A 17,978-nucleotide genomic window follows, 5' to 3' on the forward strand; every position below is an offset into this window, starting at 1 on the left:
CTAAGATGAAACTCGTTGTCGCGTGTGCTCAATCAGAAGGGACCTTCACCGGTGATAGTGGTTGCAGAGAGCGCCGATGTTTCAGACGAGGCGGTAATTGGTGATGGATCCAAGATCTGGCATCTTGCCCAAGTCCGCGAGAAAGCCGAATTGGGCGTCAATTGCATTGTCGGACGCGGTGCCTACATCGGCACCGGCGTCAAGATGGGGGACAACTGCAAAGTCCAGAACTATGCACTTGTCTACGAGCCCGCAGAACTCGAGGCCGGCGTATTTATCGGTCCGGCAGTCGTGCTGACGAATGATACCTATCCCCGTGCTGTAGGTCCGGACGGAAGCCTGAAGAGTGCACACGACTGGGAGCCAGTGGGCGTCACTATTCGTGAAGGTGCGTCCATCGGTGCCCGCGCCGTATGCGTCGCTCCCGTGACCATCGGACGCTGGGCCACCGTAGCCGCCGGAGCGGTTGTCGCCAAAGATGTCCCTGATTTCGCGCTGATGGTCGGGGTTCCGGCCAAGCGGCGGGGCTGGGTCGGTAAGGCGGGCTTCCCGCTGCAGAACGTTGGCGGGAACTGGGTATGCCCGGAAACCGGCGCCACATATGTTGAACAGAACGAGACACTTCGAGAGGTAGAGGCATGAGCCCCGAATTCATTCCCCCCGCCAAACCCATCATTGGCGACGACGAGCGCAAGGCCGTAGAGGCAGTTCTGGCCTCCGGCCAGCTTGCCCAAGGCTCGGAGGTTGCGTCATTCGAGCAGGAATTTTCCCAAGTACTTCTTGACGGCCGCGCAGCTGTCGCCGTCAACTCCGGCACCTCAGGACTGCACCTTGGCCTTCTGGCCGCCGGCATAGGCGCCGGCGACGAAGTCATTGTTCCTTCCTTCACGTTCGCAGCCACGGCCAACTCGGTGGCGCTGACCGGAGCCACGCCCGTCTTTGCCGATGTTGACCCTGATTACTACACGCTGGATCCTGCGTCCGTTGAGTCGAAAATTACCGACCGCACGGCAGCGATCATGCCTGTCCACCTCTATGGGCACCCCTTCAATGTTGATGCCATTGGCGCGCTGGCTGCGAAGCACGGGGTTAAAGTGTTCGAGGATGCAGCCCAGGCTCATGGTGCCGCAGTCAACGGCCGGAAGGTCGGGACCTTCGGCGACTTCGCCATGTTCAGCCTTTACCCCACGAAGAACATGACCTCCGGCGAGGGTGGAATGGTCAGCACGGGCCTGGCCGACGTCGAACGTCGCCTCCGCCTCTTGCGCAACCAGGGCATGGAGCGCCAGTACGAGAACGAGTTGGTTGGCTTTAACGCCCGCATGACCAACATTCATGCAGCCATCGGGCGCGTCCAGCTGACAAAGGTTGAAGGCTGGACGAAGACGCGGCAGGAAAACGCAGCATTCTTTGACGCAAACATCGAAGGCGTCATCACCCCGAAGGTAGCCGAGGGCTATGAGCACGTCTACCATCAGTACACCATCCGCATTACCGAGGACCGTGATGGTTTCGCCAAGGCATTGCGTGAGGAATACAACGTCGGCTGTGGCGTGTACTATCCCATCCCGAACCACCGGCTTGCGCCCTTCCAGACATCGGATGAGCTGCCTGTCACTGAAGAATCCGCAGCCAGCGTACTGTCCCTCCCGGTGCACCCGTCTTTGAGCCAGGATGATCTGGACCGCATCGTGACGGCTGTCAACGCCATCGCTAAGGCAGGAAGCTAGTGGCAAACCTCCGCGCAGGCCTCATCGGACTGGGTATGATGGGCCGCCACCACGCCCGCGTTATCCGCGAGCTTGACGGCGTTGACCTGGTTGCTGTCGCGGATTCGTTTGGCGATCCGCACAATGTTGCTGATGGCCTGACTGTCTACAACACAGTCGAGGAACTGATTGAGCAGGGAATCGATATGGCAGTGGCTGCCGTTCCGACCATCCTGCATGAGGAAGTGGCGTTGCGGCTTGCTGAAGCGGGTATCCACTGCCTCGTTGAGAAACCGATTGCCAACGATTCCGAGTCGGGTGGACGCATTGCCCAGGCCTTCGAAGCCAAAGGCCTCATCGGCGCCGTCGGCCACATCGAGCGCTTTAACCCTTCGCTGCAAAGCCTTCGCGAGCGGCTCGGGAACGGTGACCTCGGTGAGGTCTACCAGATCAGCACGCGGCGCCAGGGGCCCTTCCCGTCACGCATCGCCGACGTCGGGGTGGTCAAGGACCTTGCCACGCACGATATCGACCTCACCGCTTGGCTCGCACAGAGCAACTTCGTGAACGTCGTAGCGCACACAACCTCCCGTAGTGGCCGCGAACATGAAGACATGGTCACAGCCATTGGCCACCTCAAGAGCGGTGTTGTAACCAATCACATCGTCAATTGGTTGTCGCCCATGAAGGAACGTACAACGGTGGTTCTGGGTGAACGTGGAGCTTTCATCGCCGACACCATTTCTGCAGACCTGACCTTCGTGGAGAACGGAACGTTCCAGACGGACTGGGATTCCGTCGCTGCCTTCCGGGGAGTCTCCGAGGGATCCTCTACGCGGTTCGCCCTTGCCAAGCGGGAGCCGCTGAAAATGGAACACGAGGCGTTCCGTGACGCAATCCTCGGAAAGTCCATGAATATCGTCACGATGGCGGAAGGCCTGGAGACCCTGCGGGTTGCTGAGGCCGTGTTGGACTCGGCGAAGTCGGGCTCTGTCATCTGCCTCTGATACGCCAAATCAAGCATCGTCTTTGGGGGAGGCTGGCCATGTGCCAGCCTCCCTTCGGTGTTTGTGGACCCCGGCCGCCCCTGCTTGGCCATGGGCCCGGATACGGGGAACGCAGGCCAAGTCGGGTAGCCTTGACCAGTAGACGTGGGCACTTCTGTGCCCGCACGCCAATACACAGGAGAGTTTGTGAACGCTGATCTCGTCGTCGTCGGCTCGGGTTTCTTTGGCCTGACCATTGCAGAACGCGCCGCTACCGAGTTGGGGCTAAAGGTCGCGGTTCTTGATCGCCGCCACCATATTGGAGGAAACGCCTACAGCGAGAATGAAGAGAAGACGGGAATCGAGGTGCACCGCTACGGCGCGCATCTCTTCCACACGTCCAATGAACGTGTCTGGGAGTACGTGAACAGGTTCACCAAGTTCACGAGCTATCAGCACAAGGTTTACACCAGCCACAAAGGCGAGGTGTACCCCATGCCGATCAACCTCGGTACCATCAACCAGTTCTTCCGTGCAGCAATGAGCCCCAGCGAAGCGCGTCAGCTCATTGCGGAGCAAGCGGGCGAGCTTGCCGGCACTGATCCGCAGAACCTCAATGACAAGGGTATCCAGCTGATCGGGCGGCCCCTGTACGAGGCATTCATCAAGCACTACACCGGCAAGCAGTGGCAGACGGACCCGAAGGACCTTCCCGCGGAGATCATCTCCAGGCTCCCGGTGCGCTACAACTATGACAACCGTTACTTCAATGACACCCATGAAGGGCTCCCGGTTGACGGCTATACGGCCTGGATCGAGCGCATGGCGGACAACCCCAACATCGAAGTTGTCCTGAACACGGATTTCTTTGACGATGGCGAATTCGGCCGCTCTTCCGTCCTTGGACAGGTTCCTGTCATCTACACCGGCCCCGTGGACCGCTACTTCGACTACGCCGAGGGTGATCTCTCCTGGCGCACGATCGACCTCGAAGAAGAAGTGCTGCCGATCGAGGATTTCCAGGGGTGCCCGGTGATGAACTACCCGGACCCTGAGACTGCTTTCACCCGCATCCACGAATTCCGTCACTTCCACCCTGAGCGCGACTACACGAAGGACGCGACGGTCATCATGCGCGAATTCTCGCGTTTCGCGGAGAAGGGCGACGAGCCTTACTACCCTGTCAACACAACAGAAGACCGCAGCAAGCTGCTTGCTTACCGTGATCTTGCGCGTGGCGAGAAGTCTGTACTGTTTGGCGGGCGTCTTGGAACGTACAAGTACTTGGACATGCACATGGCCATCGGTTCGGCCCTGTCGATGTTCGACAACAAGATCAAGCCGCACTTTACGGGCGGCGCCAAGCTGGAAAGTGGTGGAGTGGACGCATGACCGCCACAACAAATGAAAGCCAGGAGACTGCCATGACGGCCACAACAGCCGCAGACAGCCCGACGTCGACTGAGCAGAACCTTCGAGTAGTCCAGCGTGTGGTTTTCCCGGCCAACCGCGACCTCGATACCCTGCCGCTGTATGTCGATCCGGACACCAATAAGATCCGCAAGCAGGACGACAACGGCACAGCAGTTGTTCAGGCAGTGGGCATGGCCCGCAAACTCCACCCGGAGGACATCCTGGACCGCGGATCGGTGCAGGTGCGCCGGGGCGAGCGTCTTTCCTTTGGTTCCTACTTCAACGCCTTCCCGGCGAGCTACTGGCGCAAATGGACCATCGCCACAAAGACGATTCTGCACATCGAGACCGAGGGCGAAGGAACGGTCATCGTTTACCGGTCGAACGCGCGCGGCGCGTCGCAGCGCGTCGACTCGATCCTCGTTGAGGGAACTGCGTCGAACGACTTCGAACTTACGCTCGCTCCCTTTGGCGATGGCGGTTGGTACTGGTTCGACCTCATCGCCGGCGGCGATGGAATGACACTTAAGAGCGCCCACTGGGCTGTTCCTGATGAAGGCAGGCCCCAGGGGAAAGTCACGCTGGGTGTTACAACGTTCAACCGTGCCGACTACTGCCTGGAAACCATCAAGTCGATCGACGCCGACTCCGGTCTCCGTGAAATCCTCGCGGAACTGATCATCGTGGACCAAGGCAACAAGAAGGTGGCCGACGAAGACGGGTTTGACGCCGTCGCTGCCTCCATGGGCGAGCAGTTGCGCATCATCAACCAGGGCAACCTTGGTGGTTCGGGTGGGTTCGCCCGGAACATGTACGAGATGCTCGTCTCCGATAAGAGCGACTACGTCATGCTTCTCGACGACGACATTGAGCTTGAAACCGAAGGTGTGCTCAGGGCGGTCGCATTTGCCGACCTATGCCGCAAGCCCACCATCGTCGGCGGACACATGTTCGACATGTATAACAAGTCCGTTTTGCACGCCTACGCCGAAGTAGTGAATTTTTACCGTTTCCTTTGGGGACCCGTGGAGGGCCTGGGAAATCACGACTTCTCCGCAGAAGGCCTTCGCTCAACGCCACTGCTGCACCGCCGCTGGGATGCTGACTACAACGGTTGGTGGATGTGCCTCATCCCCAAGACCGTCGTCGAAAACATCGGACTGTCCCTTCCCGTGTTCATCAAATGGGACGACGCCGAGTATTCCTTGCGTGCCCGCGCGGCAGGTTTCCCGACCGTTACGCTACCGGGCGCAGCGGTGTGGCATGTCTCATGGGCTGATAAAGATGACTCTGTCGACTGGCAGGCTTACTACCACGAACGCAACAGGCTCATCGCGACTCTTCTGCATTCGCCGTTCCCCAAGGGTGGCCGGATTTTCCGGGAAAGCCTGAACACGGACATTAAGCATTTGGTATCGATGCAGTACTACCCCGAGCAAGCCCGTGTCATGGCTCTCCGGGACGTCCTGGAGGGGCCAGGCAAGCTTCACGAGCAACTGCCCACCACTATGCCCAAGCTCCGTGCAATGCGCGAGGACTTTGTTGACTCCCAGGTCAAGACCGACCCCGGCGCATTCCCTGAGTCCTTCCGTAAGCGTCCGCCGAAGAAGCCGCAGACTTACAAGCAGCCGGGTGCACTTGGCCTGCTGCCCTGGGCGGTCAAGACGGTCCTTAAGCAGACCCTTGCTCCGGTCCGCGATTCTGCCAGGACCAACCCTGAAGCCCATGTAGCGCATCAGGACGGCAAATGGTGGAGTTTGGCGCATCTTGACAGCGCAGTGGTCTCCAATGCAGATGGCACAGGAGCGTCGTGGTACCAGCGTGACCCCAAGCTGGCACGCCGGCTTTTGGTTGAGACAGCGCAGCTGCACGCGCAGCTTTTCTCGAATTGGGAGACGCTCCGCGCCCAGTACCGTGCGGCGCTGCCCCAGATCACATCGATGGAGTCCTGGCGAGAGACGTTCGACGCCTCGGAGCCCAAAAAGTAGCGATGGCCAACTCGACTGATATTTATGCTGTTCCAGGGGTAGGTGCCGGTCTGCTGGATGTCTTCCGGCGCCGGTACCTCCTGAAACTGATCGTTCGCAAGGAACTCAGGGTCCGCTACCGGGGCTCCGTGCTGGGTCTGGCCTGGTCCTACGTGAAGCCGTTGGTCCAGTACTTGGTTCTGTTCTTTGCCTTGGGCATCGTGCTTCGCGTGGGGGACCAGATTCCCAACTACGCCCTGTACATGTTCTCCGGCGTCATCGTGGTCAATTTCTTCACGGAAGCGTTTTCGAACGCAACGCGCTCCATCGTATGGAATGCCGCGTTGGTGAAAAAGATCTACCTGCCTCGCGAACTTTTTCCCGTGGCGTCGGTCTGGGTCGCTGCCGTGCATTTCCTTCCCCAGCTGGTGGTCTTGCTGGCTGCTGCCCTTTTCAACGGGTGGCGACCAGATGTGATGCAGCTTGTGGGTGCAGCGCTGGGCTTCGTCATTGTGGCCGTAACAGCCACTGGCCTGGGCCTCCTGGCAGGTGCCATCAACGTGTTTTTCCGCGATGCAGAGAACATCGTGGACATGTTGATGATGATCGTCACCTGGACTTCACCCGTGCTCTATGACTGGACCATGATCCGTCGTCTTGCCCCGGACTGGGTCCTGACGATCTACCAGCTCAACCCGGTGACCGTGGCGGTGGAATTGTTCCACTGGGCGTTCTGGTACCCGACGGTCACCAAGCCCGTAGAACTGCCGCCTCATCTGATGTTGACGGGGTTGGCTGGACTGGGCATGGCCGCAGTTTTCCTTATCATCGGCCAGCTGGTGTTCCGCCGGCTCGAAGGCCATTTTGCGCAGGAGGTCTGAGTGGGCGCCGCCGTCATAGTCAAGGGTTTGAAAAAGACCTTTAATCTGCGTCACTCGCACTCCCTTAAAGAGACGCTTGTGTGGCTCGTCAAGGGACGCAAGGGTGACCTCACCAAGAAGTTCGATGCCCTGCACGATGTCAGCTTCGAGATACAGGACGGGGAGACCGTGGCCCTTCTGGGGTTCAATGGCTCCGGCAAGTCCACGTTGCTTAAGTTGATTTCCGGCGTCATCCTTCCTGATAAGGGCACGGTGCGGACCAAAGGCCGGGTCGCGGGCCTGATTGAGGTTGGGGCCGGGTTTCACCCGGATTTGTCCGGCCGTGAGAACGTCTTCCTTAACGCCGCGATCCTTGGAATGACGGAGCAGGAGATCAACGAGAAATTCGACGAGATCGTCGCTTTCTCGGAAATCGAGCAGTTCATCGACACGGAAGTGAAGTTCTATTCTTCCGGAATGTTCCTGCGCCTTGCTTTTGCAGTGGCAGTCCACACGCAGCCGGACATCTTCCTTGTGGACGAGATCCTTGCTGTTGGCGATGAACCTTTCCAGCGGAAGTGCCTGGCCAAAATCAAGCAGCTGTCCGACGAAGGCAGGACCCTGGTGGTTGTCAGCCATGACCTGGATATGATTTCGCGGATCTGCGACAGGGGAGTCGTCTTATCCTCCGGAACTGTCCAATTCGAAGGTCCGGCTGACCAGGCTGTCGCCTGGCTGCGGGAACGCAACTAAGTCCGGCATCCAATAGCAAGAGTCGTCTGTCAAGGGATGGCTAGTGGAAGCATCTAAGAAAGGCGATCGTAGGAATGGGTATCGGCCCGCTGCTGTTGTGTGTACTCCTCATCGTTGTGTTGTGGTGGGGTCCAGGCTGGCTTCTCGGAGAAGCGCTGGGAGTGCGCCGAACCCTCCTGCCCGTCGTGGCACCGTTGTTGGGCATGGGTGCCCTGACGGTCATCGGTGTGATGGGGAATTCCCTGGGGTTGAGCTGGCAGCTGCTTCCTGTATCCGCCGTTCTGTTGGTGTTGGCAGCTGTCCTGTTGGGTTTGCGCCTTCTGTTGAGGCGCAGATTCCCTGACAAGTTCCAGGCCCGTCTCCGAACACAGCCAAGTATTTTCGGTAAGCACCGATTTGCCGGCTCCTGGTGGATCCTGCTCGTAGGCCTTCTTGCGGGCGGAGCGGTCGCCGCGGTGTCATGGTTTGTCGGTACTGAGGGCCTCCTGGGCATTAACCAGGACTGGGACATTCCGTGGCACGCAAACATGATCCGGCTTATATCGGTGAATCATGAATGGGATCCCGCCATAGCGGGCAACTTCGCCTACTACGACACCACTATTTCTGATGCCCCCATCAGGAGCTATCCGATTGCGTTCCACGCCGTGCTCGCGCTGTTCTGGCCAATGAGTGCTGTCAGCATCCCGGTGTTCCTGAATGTTTTCGTCCTGGTGATGATGGCTGTTCAGTTGCCCCTGAGCGCCATGGCCTTGACCATGATCCTTACACGCCGGCCGGTTGCCGTCGCCGCCGCGGCTGCAGTCTCGGGATGGTTCACGGTCTACCCGTACGACTTACTGTGGCGTGGCCCGTTGATTCCATTTTTCGCCGGCATGCTGTTGGTGGGTCCCTTCGTCTTCCTGGCAGTCAAAGGTGCCTTGGAGCGGCAAAAGTTCTGGGTCCTGGGCATTGCCTTCGGCGCAGTGGGCCTTATTGCCGTGCACCCCTCCCTGGCATTCGTAGTACTGCCGGTCCTGTTCTTCTGGCTGCTCTCCGCACTGATACGGCGCAGGGGCAGGATCCTGGCCATTACTGTCTATCTGGCGGTGTCAGGGGTTCTGGCGGCGATCATCGGCCTGCCGATCATTGCCCAGATGCTCAAGGAATCCGAGCGCGTTTCCAAGATGATGTGGGCACCGGATACTGATCGCAACGGTGCCATTCAGAACATTGTTTTCCTGAACCATGGCTCCATGGCAATGCCGATCCTGACCACGCTCGTTGCCCTTGGCTGCCTTGCTGTTGCCTTCAGGATCCGCATGTGGTGGTACTTCGGTCCGGTCCTGGCTTTTGCATTTCTGTCGGTATACACCATGGGCAGCGAGAGCCCCCGTTTCCTGAACCTGACAGCACCTTTCTACGACGATCAATGGCGCATTTTCGGCATCCTTGTCATGCTGCTCGTGCCGCTTGCGGGCTTGGGCGTTGCCCAGTCAGGCGAGGCAATCGAGTGGGCTGTCCGGCGGTTCCGCAATCGACGGGCAGGATCCCATGAATCCGGGAACAAGGACGGGCGCAGGCCGAACCACGTCATCACGGCCGCGGCCGCCGTCGCCGTTTTGTTGGTATGCGGGGTTGGCGCGATCCCATACTTCAAGCAAAATGCCCAACGCATCAACATCAATACAAAGATTGATGGCCCCACCCTCAGTTCGTCCGAAGTGGACCTGCTGAGCAAAATTGACCAATACGTTCCCCAGGACGCCACAGTGCTCAATGACTCCTGCGATGGCTCCGTATGGATGTATGCACTCGGGAACCGAATGCCCATGATCCGGCACTTCGAAATACTTCCTACGAACCGCCAGCTGCTTGTCCTTCAAAAGCTCCCTGAGTTGGCGACGGATCCCGACGCACGGGCAGCCGCCTCAGAGCTTGGCATCGAATGGGTGTACATAGCCGACGGCCGGATCCGGGCCTGGGATGAGCCCAAGGCGGGTTTGACCCATCCTGATTCCATCCCTTACTTGAAGCTTGTTGTGCGTGATGGAAACGCAGCCCTGTACCAGATCGATTGGTCCCAGTTACCGGGTGGCAAACAAGCCTTCGACGCCGCTTCCAAGGACCGCGTGCAGCTTGACGGAGTCCCGGGAATCCTCGAGAACCGGAAACCCGATGGCATCGCCCCGCTTGGAAGGATCTGCTAACCAATGAAGGCATTCATCAAAAAGTTCCTCTCGTCCAGTTTGTTCAGATTCCTCGTGGTGGGCGGTCTGAGCTTCATTGTGGATCTTGGTCTGCTGGCGCTCTGCTTCCAAGTGTTTGGTTGGCCCCTTTGGTTGGCCACGGGCGCAGGATTCTGGGGTAGTTTCTTCTTCAACTACTTCCTGCAGCGCCACTTTGCCTTCGGGGGAGGCGGAACGGCTCTGGGTGGAGTGCTGCGGTACTCCGGGCTCCTGGCCTTCAACACCGTGGCGGTCATGGGAATCGTGGAGCTCTTCCAGTTCCTGGGTGCCGGATATGTTGCCGGTAAAGTGGTTGCGACGATTGTGACCATGGGATGGAACTACTTCATCTACAAGCACTGGATCTTCCCGCAAAAGAAGCAACCGAAGAGCGCCAGCGGACAGACAGATGGCGCGTCCGGCACTGACGCGCCAGCACAGAAATTCACACCTAACAGCAGCGAAGGATAATCGATGTATCGAGGCGTTCGAATTGCCGCGGTAGTACCGGCCTATAAAGAAGAGAACCACATCGCACAGGTGATCGAAACGATGCCTGATTTCGTCGATGACATTGTCATTGTTGATGACTGCAGCCCGGACGACACGTCCGGGGCTGCCCTTCGGGCGGATGACGGCAGGGTCACCTTGATTCGGCATGAGGTCAACCAAGGTGTGGGTGGCGCCGTCCTGACGGCGCATAAAGCGGCAATGGAGCTGGGCTCCGACATCAACGTCGTGATGGCCGGCGATGCCCAGATGGATCCGGAGTACCTGCCCCAGCTGCTCGATCCCGTGGTGGATGGTTACGGCTTTGCCAAGGCCAACCGCTTCTTTTCAGGTGAGTCTTTTGCCGGTATGCCTGGCTACCGCATCTTTGGCAACATCGTTTTGTCGTTCATGACCAAACTAGCCTCGGGTTACTGGCACATCTTCGACCCCCAGAATGGCTACACGGCGATCCGGACGGAAGTTCTTCGCCGCCTGCCAATGAATAAGGTGGCCGCACGCTACAGCTTTGAAAACGATCTCCTGATTCACCTGAATATCCTCGATGTACCGATTGTGGATGTCCCGATTCCTGCTGTTTACGGCAATGAGGTTTCCAGCATCAAGCTCCGGAAGGTGATCCCCGAGCTGCTGGCCATGCTCTTTGGCGGCTTCTGGCGCCGTGTTTGGTGGAAGTACATGGTTTGGTCCTTCTCAGCCGTGGCTCTTCTGTTGATCGCAGGCATCGCACTTATCGTCATGGGCCTCGTGGCTGGGATATGGGTTCTCGCCGCAAGCGTAGGATCTCCTACCGCAGGATCGGTGATGTTGGCTGTGGTGCCCTTTGTTCTGGGAGTTCAGATGCTGCTGGTATCCCTCCAGCTGGACATACAGGCAAGTCCAAACAGACCAACGATGCATCCCATGAAGGAACGTACGTAGGGAATTCCTGCAACAAAAGGGGGAGGGTCAGGACGCTTGGCGTCCTGGCCCTCCCTTCTCTTTCCTGCCGGGGTCACGTCTGTGCTGCTAGGGGAGCGACGTGAACCCTCCCCAGCCCCATCCGACCTGGCTCCGGGAGAGCCATCCTGATGTTCCGTTGCCGGGGTACAGGAAGAGGTTGCCACCGGAGTCGCGTGCAAGAACATCGTTCTTGCCGTCTCCGTTGAAGTCGCCGGGGCCCAGGATCGCAGTCATCCCGCCCCAGCCGCTTCCCACCTGGACCCTGCTCAGCCAACCGCCTGCACCGTTGCCTGGATAGAGCCATAGGATTCCCGACGTGTCCCTGGCCAGGACATCAGTCCTGGTGTCGCCGTTGAAATCGCCGGTACTCAGGATGGCCGTCATGGAGTTCCAGCCGGTGCCAATCTGGGCGCTGGATGCAAAGCCGCCAGTACCGGTTCCGCGGTAGAGCCATAGGACACCAGCCGAATCCCGCGCCAACACATCGGCCTTGCCATCGCCACTGAAGTCCCCTGGCGCGAGGATGAGCGTCATGCCCGCCCAAGCCGTGCCGGCCTGTACCCTGGGCTGGAGCCCGCCGGTCCCGTTTCCGGGATAGAGCCAGAGGACGCCATTGGTATCGCGTGCCAGGACGTCGCTTCGTCCATCACCGTTGAAGTCCTTGGTGGGAACGATCGCGTTCAGCGTGTTCCAACCAGTTCCCATCGAACGTTGCGCCAGCCAACCACCACTGCCATTACCCGGGTAAAGCCATAGCGTGCCGCCATTGTCCCGTGCCACGACATCGTTCTTTGCGTCACCGGTGTAGTCCTTCCATGTGTTGGCCGGTGGTGCCGTCACGGTGTAGGCCTGGCTGATGATTGCCGAACTGTTGTTGGACGGATCCACTGCGAAGTACTTCAGGGTCATCGCGGCTGTCAGCGTGATGGCTGTGGAGTACTTGTTGGCAGTTGTGGCAGTCGGAGTGGTGCCGTTGGTTGTGAAGTATATGCTCGATCCCGCTTCATTCACAGTGAGGGTGATCTGCTGGTTCACCGGGTAACTGCCGCCGGGTGGAGTCGCGGTGACCACCGGTGGGGTGGTGTCCAAGACCGTGTAGGCGTTGGTGGTGACTGCAGAAGAATTTCCATATGCGTCCACAGCAAGGGCCTTGACGGTGGTGTTTGCTGTGAGCGCAAAGGGGCTCGAGTATGCTTTCGTGCTTCCTGTAACTGCGGTAGCGGGCGTCGTGCCATCCGTTGTGTAGAGGATGCTTCCAGGTTCGCTGGAAGTCATGGTGACAAGCTGGCCAGAAGCGTATGCTCCGGCGGCGGGCGTAACCGTCAGAACCGGGGCAGTGTTGTCAAGGACGTACGTCTGCGTCGCTACCGTTGATGAGTTGCCCGCTGTGTCGCGTGCGAAGTACTTCAACGTCATTGAGGACGTCAACGGTATCGGTGCGGAGTAGACAGGACTGGACGTTGTAGGCGTCGTGCCGTCTGTGGTCACGTAGATGGTGGCTGCTTCGTTCGCCGTGAGGCTGATGGTCTTGTTTGCCCCGTACGTTCCTCCGACGGGATCGACAGAGACCACAGGTGGCGTGGTGTCCGCAGCGAAGACAGTGACATTCCTGGTTGCTGTGGAAGTGTTTCCTGCATTGTCCCGCGCTTCCACCACGAATGTGAAAGTGCCACCGGGTACGTTGGTGTATGACTTTGGCGATGTGCACGCCGTGAAGGCGTTTGCGCCCAGCTTGCACCTGAATCCGGCAACATCCGTGGACGTCGAGGCAAAGACGAACGACGGCGAGGTGCCGACCGTTGCGCCTTCTACAGGAGAACTGATGGACACCTGTGGTGCGGTCAAATCCGTGGTGACACTCACCGATGCCACAGTGCTGATATTGCCTGCCATGTCTGTCGCCCGAACCCGAAGGACGTGCTGGCCCTCGGAGCTGAGGTTGAAGACGTACCCGTTACTGCAGGCTGTGAAAGTCGTCGTGGAATCGACCGAGCAGGACAGGACAGTGCCCGTCTCCGAGGTCACGCCAAGGACGGGCGCACCATTGACCGTTGCTCCAGCCGCGGGTGAGGTGATCACGGGAGCGGCGGGGGCGGTCAGATCAACCGTGAATGCCCGGGACACGGGAAGCCCTGACGGCGCCGCACGAACGGAGAATGTGTAGGCACCGTTGGTCAGGGCGGTGGCAGGCGTAAACGTGCCACCGGTGCACACTTGCCAGACCGGTGTTGCGGTGCTCAATTGGAGACTGCATTCAAGGGCGCCGCCCGGAGGCGTTGAGGCCACTGTGAAAGTAGGAGTGGAGTCGTTGGTGAAGGCCGGGTTGGCTGCCTGGGTTCCGTCTGCCGCCGTCGGGCCGCTCACGATCGAAGGTACGACGCCACCGAGGGTGAGCAATCGTCCCTGCTGGGTTGGCTTGGCAGGATCCAGCTGACCCGGGTCTTCCATGAGCAGGAGCTTGCCGTTGCGCATTGACAGACCACCAATTTTGCTGAAACCGAGGGCCCATTGGTTGTCGATGGTGTCAGTGCTCAAGTCGATGCGCGAGACAGTGTCCTTGCCGGCATCGGCTGTGGTGGTTCCCCCGCCGGTTCCCGTGTACAGGACAAGGGGCGAATCCCAGTCGTAGTAGATGGCAGTCGGTTTGCCCACGTTATAAAGCGGCTTAGGCACGAAGTTGGTCAGTACGCCGTCCTCCGGCGCCGTGAACACGGTCAGTCCCGAGGTTTCAGCGACATAGACCACTACGTTGCCGGCACTGTTGCGGTGCGTGGCAGCAAGGCTCAAGGAACTTGAGCTGACTGAAGCTATTGATTCTATGCTCGGATGCAGGACCGTCGGATCCACGATCTTCACAATCGAGCGGGCATTGCCAAACGACAAATAGATGTTGCCATCGGGGCCGTCACTGACGGCATTCGGACGGAGGTCGCCGTCGAAAATGGTCAATTGGCTGTCATAGTCGAACATGCCCGTGCCGGGCTTCCAAACTGCGCGGACTACCTCGGAACTTCCGACGGCGGCATCCGGAATGAACGCGATTTCGTCGCCCGAGCCGTGATTGGCGGGAGACGGATCAATCATTGCAGGAGTTCCGGCCAAGGCGGGCCCCTTTTTATGGCCAGTCAGGGTGCCCCCGAGGCAGGTAGTTGATTCGAGGCCGCCTGGTGTAGCGCCCGCGGCTTCGGTCACCCGGCAGAATCCGGCACGCGCGTCCGAGACCCAGATCCTTCCGGCCGGGTCCACTACCGAACCAGCAGCCTTTGTGAGTCCCACGGCGATGGTTTGGCGGGCTTGGTCGGCGTTGGCAGCCCCTGCTGTGAACACACCTGTAAGCGCTGCCGCAGCCAGGCTCGCCGAGGCGATCAGTGCGGTCAGTTTCTTGCGATGCCGTCCTCCAACCAGACCGCTGAGCGCGGAGGGATGGGAGTTTCCATGAGATGTTCTTGAGCTACCGGCGAACGCAAGACACGCCAAACCAAGCTGAAGAACACTGCGATTGCGCGTGTCCACCGAGGGATCCCCACTTCATTCGGATGCTCCCCAGCTCCGCATGCATTGGTTATTCGCCCCACGCCGTTTCCGGCTGCGTCTACGTACATCTTCCCCCAATTTTCACATTTGTCACTAGGTACTTTTGATGTGGGACGCTTTTTTGCTTCACCGTCGCCTTTCCCGACGTCTTGACCGCACATACCTTGACCGCACATGCGCTGCCCCGCACGATTGAGGTGGAGGTCAGAATGCGCAGACTGTTTCCGATGGTGGTGCCGATGGTGATGCTGTTGGTCGCCTGTACTCCATCGCCCCAACTACCCCCGGGAACTGGTATGTCGTCGACAACAACAGCCACCGCAACCACCAGTGCGACGGCGGAGCCCAGCCAGTCGCCGTCGACGGTTCCCAGTAGTGGCACCACAGGTGACGGCGAGCCCTTGGGCGACGGTGATGAACCTGGCCGCTACGCCTATCGATGCACGAGCCTTGACGCCTCCCCGGAAGTCCAGTTGTCGAGTCTCGCCGAGGTCTGGGCCGCCACCAACTACACGCGGATGGGCTCCTGCGAAGTTACTTACACAGGACCGCAGCCATTCGAGCCAACTCCCCGGGAGGCAGAAGCAATTTCGACGGCGGCACCCCAGGGAGCGGGCGACGATGACGGACTTGCAGTGATGTTGGACGTCCTCCGCCTCTGTACGCGGGTCAGTGATGAAAGCGGGCCGGGCGGTTTTGAGGAAGCCGGGCACGGGACGTTGCTTGCAGCGGCCTCACTCTGCCCGGACGCGCCGCAGGGCAAAATCATCGCAGCGTGGGCCGATGGCACAAGGATGGCTGATGGCAGCCACGCTGTTGGAGATTCGGTGCAACCCGGCAAATATCAAGTCGTCAAGCAAGGCCCGTCCGCAGCAGATTGCAGGTGGTCCGTAACGGACGCGCGCGGTGCCATTGCCGCCGAGGGAGGACCTCCAGCAGCGGGCGAAGGCGTCGATCTTGCTGCCGGCCAAAACTTTACTAGTGACAAATGCGGAATTTGGGGGAAGATGTACTAAGACGCAGCCGGAGACGGCTTGGGGCGAATAACCAATGCATGCGGAGCTGGGGAGCATCCGAATGAAGTGGGGATCCCTCGGTGGACATGCGCAGGCGCAGTGTTCTTCAGTTCGGCGTGGCAGCTATTGCCTTGGCCGGTTGCTCAGGAACCAATGTAGATACTTCCCAACCAGCGGCACTTGATATGGCGCCTGTGGTCGCGAACGACGACAAAATCCCCCGGGAACGTCCGGAACCCCTGACCCGCTACCAATTCACGTGTACGGCGGCCGATGGCGGCCTCATAGGCAAGTTCTCGAGCCTGGACGAAGTCTGGGCATCCACCCGGTATATGCACGTCACTGACTGCCAGGTCGACTATGTCGGGAATGGGCCACATATCCTGACTGCAGAGGAGACAGCCGCGGTCAATGCCGCCCTTGCAGCGGGTGCCGCTCCCGGCGACGCCTCTGCTCTCTGTCTGCGCATTATCAAAGCCTGTACCCGGACCAACCCCAGGACACTCGCAGGCTCGCTCGGAGCGTATGGGGTTCCTGTTGTGAAAGGTGCCCTGACACTTGCGCCGCTGGCGCCGCAGGCGGCTGTGCTCACCAAGTGGCTTAAGACGGAAGTGCCCGGATAGCAGCATGGGTGCCTGGTGCACAATCAACTGGAAAGTAAAAGGCGCGGACCCCTTGGGGGCCGCGCCTTTATAGTGTCAGTCGCCTCAGGCAAGCAAAGTATTCATCGCATTGATAAGTGTGGTTTCCACGCCATTCGTACCAGCCTTGAAATGGGCAAGGTGTCCATAGACGGTCATTGAACCACCAGCAATTCCCGGGTAATCCGGCTCCCAGCCACCCTCATAGCTGCCGAGTGGCATGTTGGGTGGAAAAAATTCATTGCTTGGTATGTAGCAGCAGGATTCATTGGCATATCCGCCGACGATGATGCCATTGGTTCCGCCGTTGCGATTCCGGAAATACGCTCCATATCCACTGACGAGTTCGCCGCCGATCATGGCGATCTTCAGCTGGGGGCTTCCGTTGAACTTCCACACTTGGAACGGGGAGGGCACCGCGGTCTTGTAGCTATTGCTGTCGATGCGTCCGATCATTACCTGGGCGTGACGCTGGTACCACTGTGGCTGGCCATCCGGGTTCCCCAATCGGGCCACATAGGCGGCACGCACGGCAGCCAGGTTGCTGGCCGTCGCTGTGATGTCCAACGGAAGCTGGACCTCCTGGTACCGCGTCACCATCGGGCCGCTGAGTGCCCGGCCGGCCGACTGCATGCTTGAATTGACGGTCGCGCCGAGGGCGTCTCCATGCTGGTCCCTGAGCTCCCAACTCCGGACTCCGCCCGGGTCCTGGTCCCCAGCGGGTCCCTGCACAAACATGGCGAAACAATTCGGGTTACGGTTCTCGATGTAATTGCAGGCACCTGCTGCGAAATCTCCGTCAAACAGCGTGCGCAAACCTGCACTGATGGGGTGGCATCCGTAGCTGAAAATCACAGCTGCAGGTGTGCCGTTGCCGCGCCTGGCCACGAGAATGGGAACGGCCGTTTCCGTATAGGGAAGCCCCACTCTATTCGCGGAAAAATTCTGTGTTGAGACTTTGTAGTCGAAAGTCACTGCAATTTCATCGGCATCCAAGGCTTCCTGGGCAAGATTCACGACAACGTCTTCCAGGTCGTCACTGTACGAGCGGATCAAACCTAAATCTGCCAGTCCGTAGGCCATGAAGGGATGCAAGGTGTCGATCAGTGCGGGACCGTTATGCGTATGCGTCGCTTGGATCAGGATGTCGCTGCTGGACCAAGCCGCGAGTTGGATGATCCTGTTGCGGATCCGTTGATGCATGGCCCGGGGCAGTGCCAGAACGTCCAACGAGATGATGATGTGGGGATGAGCGTCTTCCCAGATGAGGATGGCCCGGGCATAGAGGGGCTCGAACGGCGAACTGCTGGTGGCCTCGCGTCCGCCATCGGTGGTGCCATATCCGGCCATATACGGATTGGTGCTCAGCGACGGCGTAATGTCAGCGCTTGCAGTTCCAACTCGAAACGCCATAAAAGATCACTCCTTGATTGTGCGCAA

14 protein-coding genes are annotated in these 17,978 nt (G+C 59.3%); 12 read left to right on the forward strand and 2 right to left on the reverse strand.

The features are described from left to right. Positions 1 to 24: 24 nt before the first annotated feature. From AC6I97_RS09970 to AC6I97_RS10015, 10 genes are all read left to right on the forward strand, one after another. Positions 25 to 642 (forward strand): acyltransferase, encoded by a 618-nt coding sequence (locus AC6I97_RS09970; protein ID WP_224088068.1) that lies wholly within the window; start codon positions 25 to 27, stop codon positions 640 to 642. After that, positions 639 to 1,730 carry a DegT/DnrJ/EryC1/StrS family aminotransferase gene (locus tag AC6I97_RS09975; RefSeq protein WP_224088066.1) on the forward strand — a complete coding sequence of 364 codons (1,092 nt, stop codon included), beginning with the start codon at positions 639 to 641 and terminating at the stop codon, positions 1,728 to 1,730. Before AC6I97_RS09970 ends, AC6I97_RS09975 begins: the two co-directional genes overlap by 4 nt. Next, on the forward strand, positions 1,730 to 2,716 hold the full coding sequence (locus tag AC6I97_RS09980; protein WP_224088064.1) for a Gfo/Idh/MocA family protein: 987 nt from the start codon (positions 1,730 to 1,732) through the stop codon (positions 2,714 to 2,716). The genes AC6I97_RS09975 and AC6I97_RS09980 overlap by 1 nt, the downstream gene beginning before the upstream one ends. Positions 2,717 to 2,902: 186 nt before the next feature. Then, on the forward strand, positions 2,903 to 4,087 hold the full coding sequence (gene glf, locus AC6I97_RS09985) for a UDP-galactopyranose mutase (protein ID WP_224088062.1): 1,185 nt from the start codon (positions 2,903 to 2,905) through the stop codon (positions 4,085 to 4,087). Then, on the forward strand, positions 4,084 to 6,096 hold the full coding sequence (locus tag AC6I97_RS09990) for a glycosyltransferase (RefSeq protein WP_497944802.1): 2,013 nt from the start codon (positions 4,084 to 4,086) through the stop codon (positions 6,094 to 6,096). The genes glf and AC6I97_RS09990 overlap by 4 nt, the downstream gene beginning before the upstream one ends. A 2-nt stretch (positions 6,097 to 6,098) precedes the next feature. Continuing rightward, the gene (locus AC6I97_RS09995; RefSeq protein ID WP_224088060.1) at positions 6,099 to 6,956 is read left to right on the forward strand and encodes an ABC transporter permease; all 858 of its coding nucleotides are present in this window, start codon (positions 6,099 to 6,101) and stop codon (positions 6,954 to 6,956) included. Beyond that, entirely contained in the window at positions 6,957 to 7,688 is a 732-nt protein-coding gene (locus tag AC6I97_RS10000) for an ABC transporter ATP-binding protein (protein ID WP_224164744.1), read from the forward strand. Positions 7,689 to 7,762: 74 nt separating this feature from the next. Beyond that, entirely contained in the window at positions 7,763 to 9,877 is a 2,115-nt protein-coding gene (locus AC6I97_RS10005) for a DUF6541 family protein (RefSeq protein WP_497944803.1), read from the forward strand. A gap of 3 nt (positions 9,878 to 9,880) precedes the next feature. Continuing rightward, positions 9,881 to 10,366 (forward strand): GtrA family protein, encoded by a 486-nt coding sequence (locus AC6I97_RS10010; RefSeq protein WP_224088056.1) that lies wholly within the window; start codon positions 9,881 to 9,883, stop codon positions 10,364 to 10,366. Between the two features lie 3 nt (positions 10,367 to 10,369). Further along, positions 10,370 to 11,326, forward strand: coding sequence for a glycosyltransferase family 2 protein (locus AC6I97_RS10015; protein WP_216924011.1), 957 nt, complete (start codon positions 10,370 to 10,372; stop codon positions 11,324 to 11,326). 87 nt (positions 11,327 to 11,413) lie between these two features. On the opposite strand, the gene AC6I97_RS10020 is transcribed toward AC6I97_RS10015, so the two are convergent. Then, positions 11,414 to 14,860 (reverse strand): chitobiase/beta-hexosaminidase C-terminal domain-containing protein, encoded by a 3,447-nt coding sequence (locus tag AC6I97_RS10020; RefSeq protein ID WP_497944804.1) that lies wholly within the window; start codon positions 14,858 to 14,860, stop codon positions 11,414 to 11,416. Between the two features lie 317 nt (positions 14,861 to 15,177). Here AC6I97_RS10020 and AC6I97_RS10025 point away from each other — a divergent pair, with 317 nt between their 5' ends. Together AC6I97_RS10025 and AC6I97_RS10030 are read left to right on the forward strand one after the other, a co-directional pair. Beyond that, positions 15,178 to 15,897: an Rv1352/Rv1906c domain-containing protein gene (locus AC6I97_RS10025; protein ID WP_497944805.1), complete on the forward strand. Its 720-nt coding sequence runs from the start codon at positions 15,178 to 15,180 to the stop codon at positions 15,895 to 15,897. An 86-nt stretch (positions 15,898 to 15,983) separates the two neighbouring features. Continuing rightward, the gene (locus tag AC6I97_RS10030) at positions 15,984 to 16,520 is read left to right on the forward strand and encodes a hypothetical protein (protein ID WP_497944806.1); all 537 of its coding nucleotides are present in this window, start codon (positions 15,984 to 15,986) and stop codon (positions 16,518 to 16,520) included. Positions 16,521 to 16,604: 84 nt separating this feature from the next. On the opposite strand, the gene AC6I97_RS10035 is transcribed toward AC6I97_RS10030, so the two are convergent. Further along, on the reverse strand, positions 16,605 to 17,951 hold the full coding sequence (locus AC6I97_RS10035) for a hypothetical protein (protein WP_497944807.1): 1,347 nt from the start codon (positions 17,949 to 17,951) through the stop codon (positions 16,605 to 16,607). Positions 17,952 to 17,978 lie beyond the last annotated feature (27 nt).

The sequence above is a fragment of the Arthrobacter sp. TmtSoilC48 genome, assembly GCF_059739425.1.

What these genes read in the sequence shown, in the direction of transcription:
- AC6I97_RS10010 (WP_224088056.1), top strand. Translation starts at nt 9,881, where the DNA reads ATGAAGGCATTCATCAAAAAGTTCCTCTCGTCCAGTTTGTTCAGATTC.
- AC6I97_RS10035 (WP_497944807.1), bottom strand. Translation starts at nt 17,951, where the DNA reads ATGGCGTTTCGAGTTGGAACTGCAAGCGCTGACATTACGCCGTCGCTG.
- AC6I97_RS10015 (WP_216924011.1), top strand. Translation starts at nt 10,370, where the DNA reads ATGTATCGAGGCGTTCGAATTGCCGCGGTAGTACCGGCCTATAAAGAA.
- AC6I97_RS09990 (WP_497944802.1), top strand. Translation starts at nt 4,084, where the DNA reads ATGACCGCCACAACAAATGAAAGCCAGGAGACTGCCATGACGGCCACA.
- AC6I97_RS10030 (WP_497944806.1), top strand. Translation starts at nt 15,984, where the DNA reads ATGCGCAGGCGCAGTGTTCTTCAGTTCGGCGTGGCAGCTATTGCCTTG.
- AC6I97_RS10025 (WP_497944805.1), top strand. Translation starts at nt 15,178, where the DNA reads ATGTCGTCGACAACAACAGCCACCGCAACCACCAGTGCGACGGCGGAG.
- AC6I97_RS09995 (WP_224088060.1), top strand. Translation starts at nt 6,099, where the DNA reads ATGGCCAACTCGACTGATATTTATGCTGTTCCAGGGGTAGGTGCCGGT.
- AC6I97_RS09975 (WP_224088066.1), top strand. Translation starts at nt 639, where the DNA reads ATGAGCCCCGAATTCATTCCCCCCGCCAAACCCATCATTGGCGACGAC.
- AC6I97_RS10005 (WP_497944803.1), top strand. Translation starts at nt 7,763, where the DNA reads ATGGGTATCGGCCCGCTGCTGTTGTGTGTACTCCTCATCGTTGTGTTG.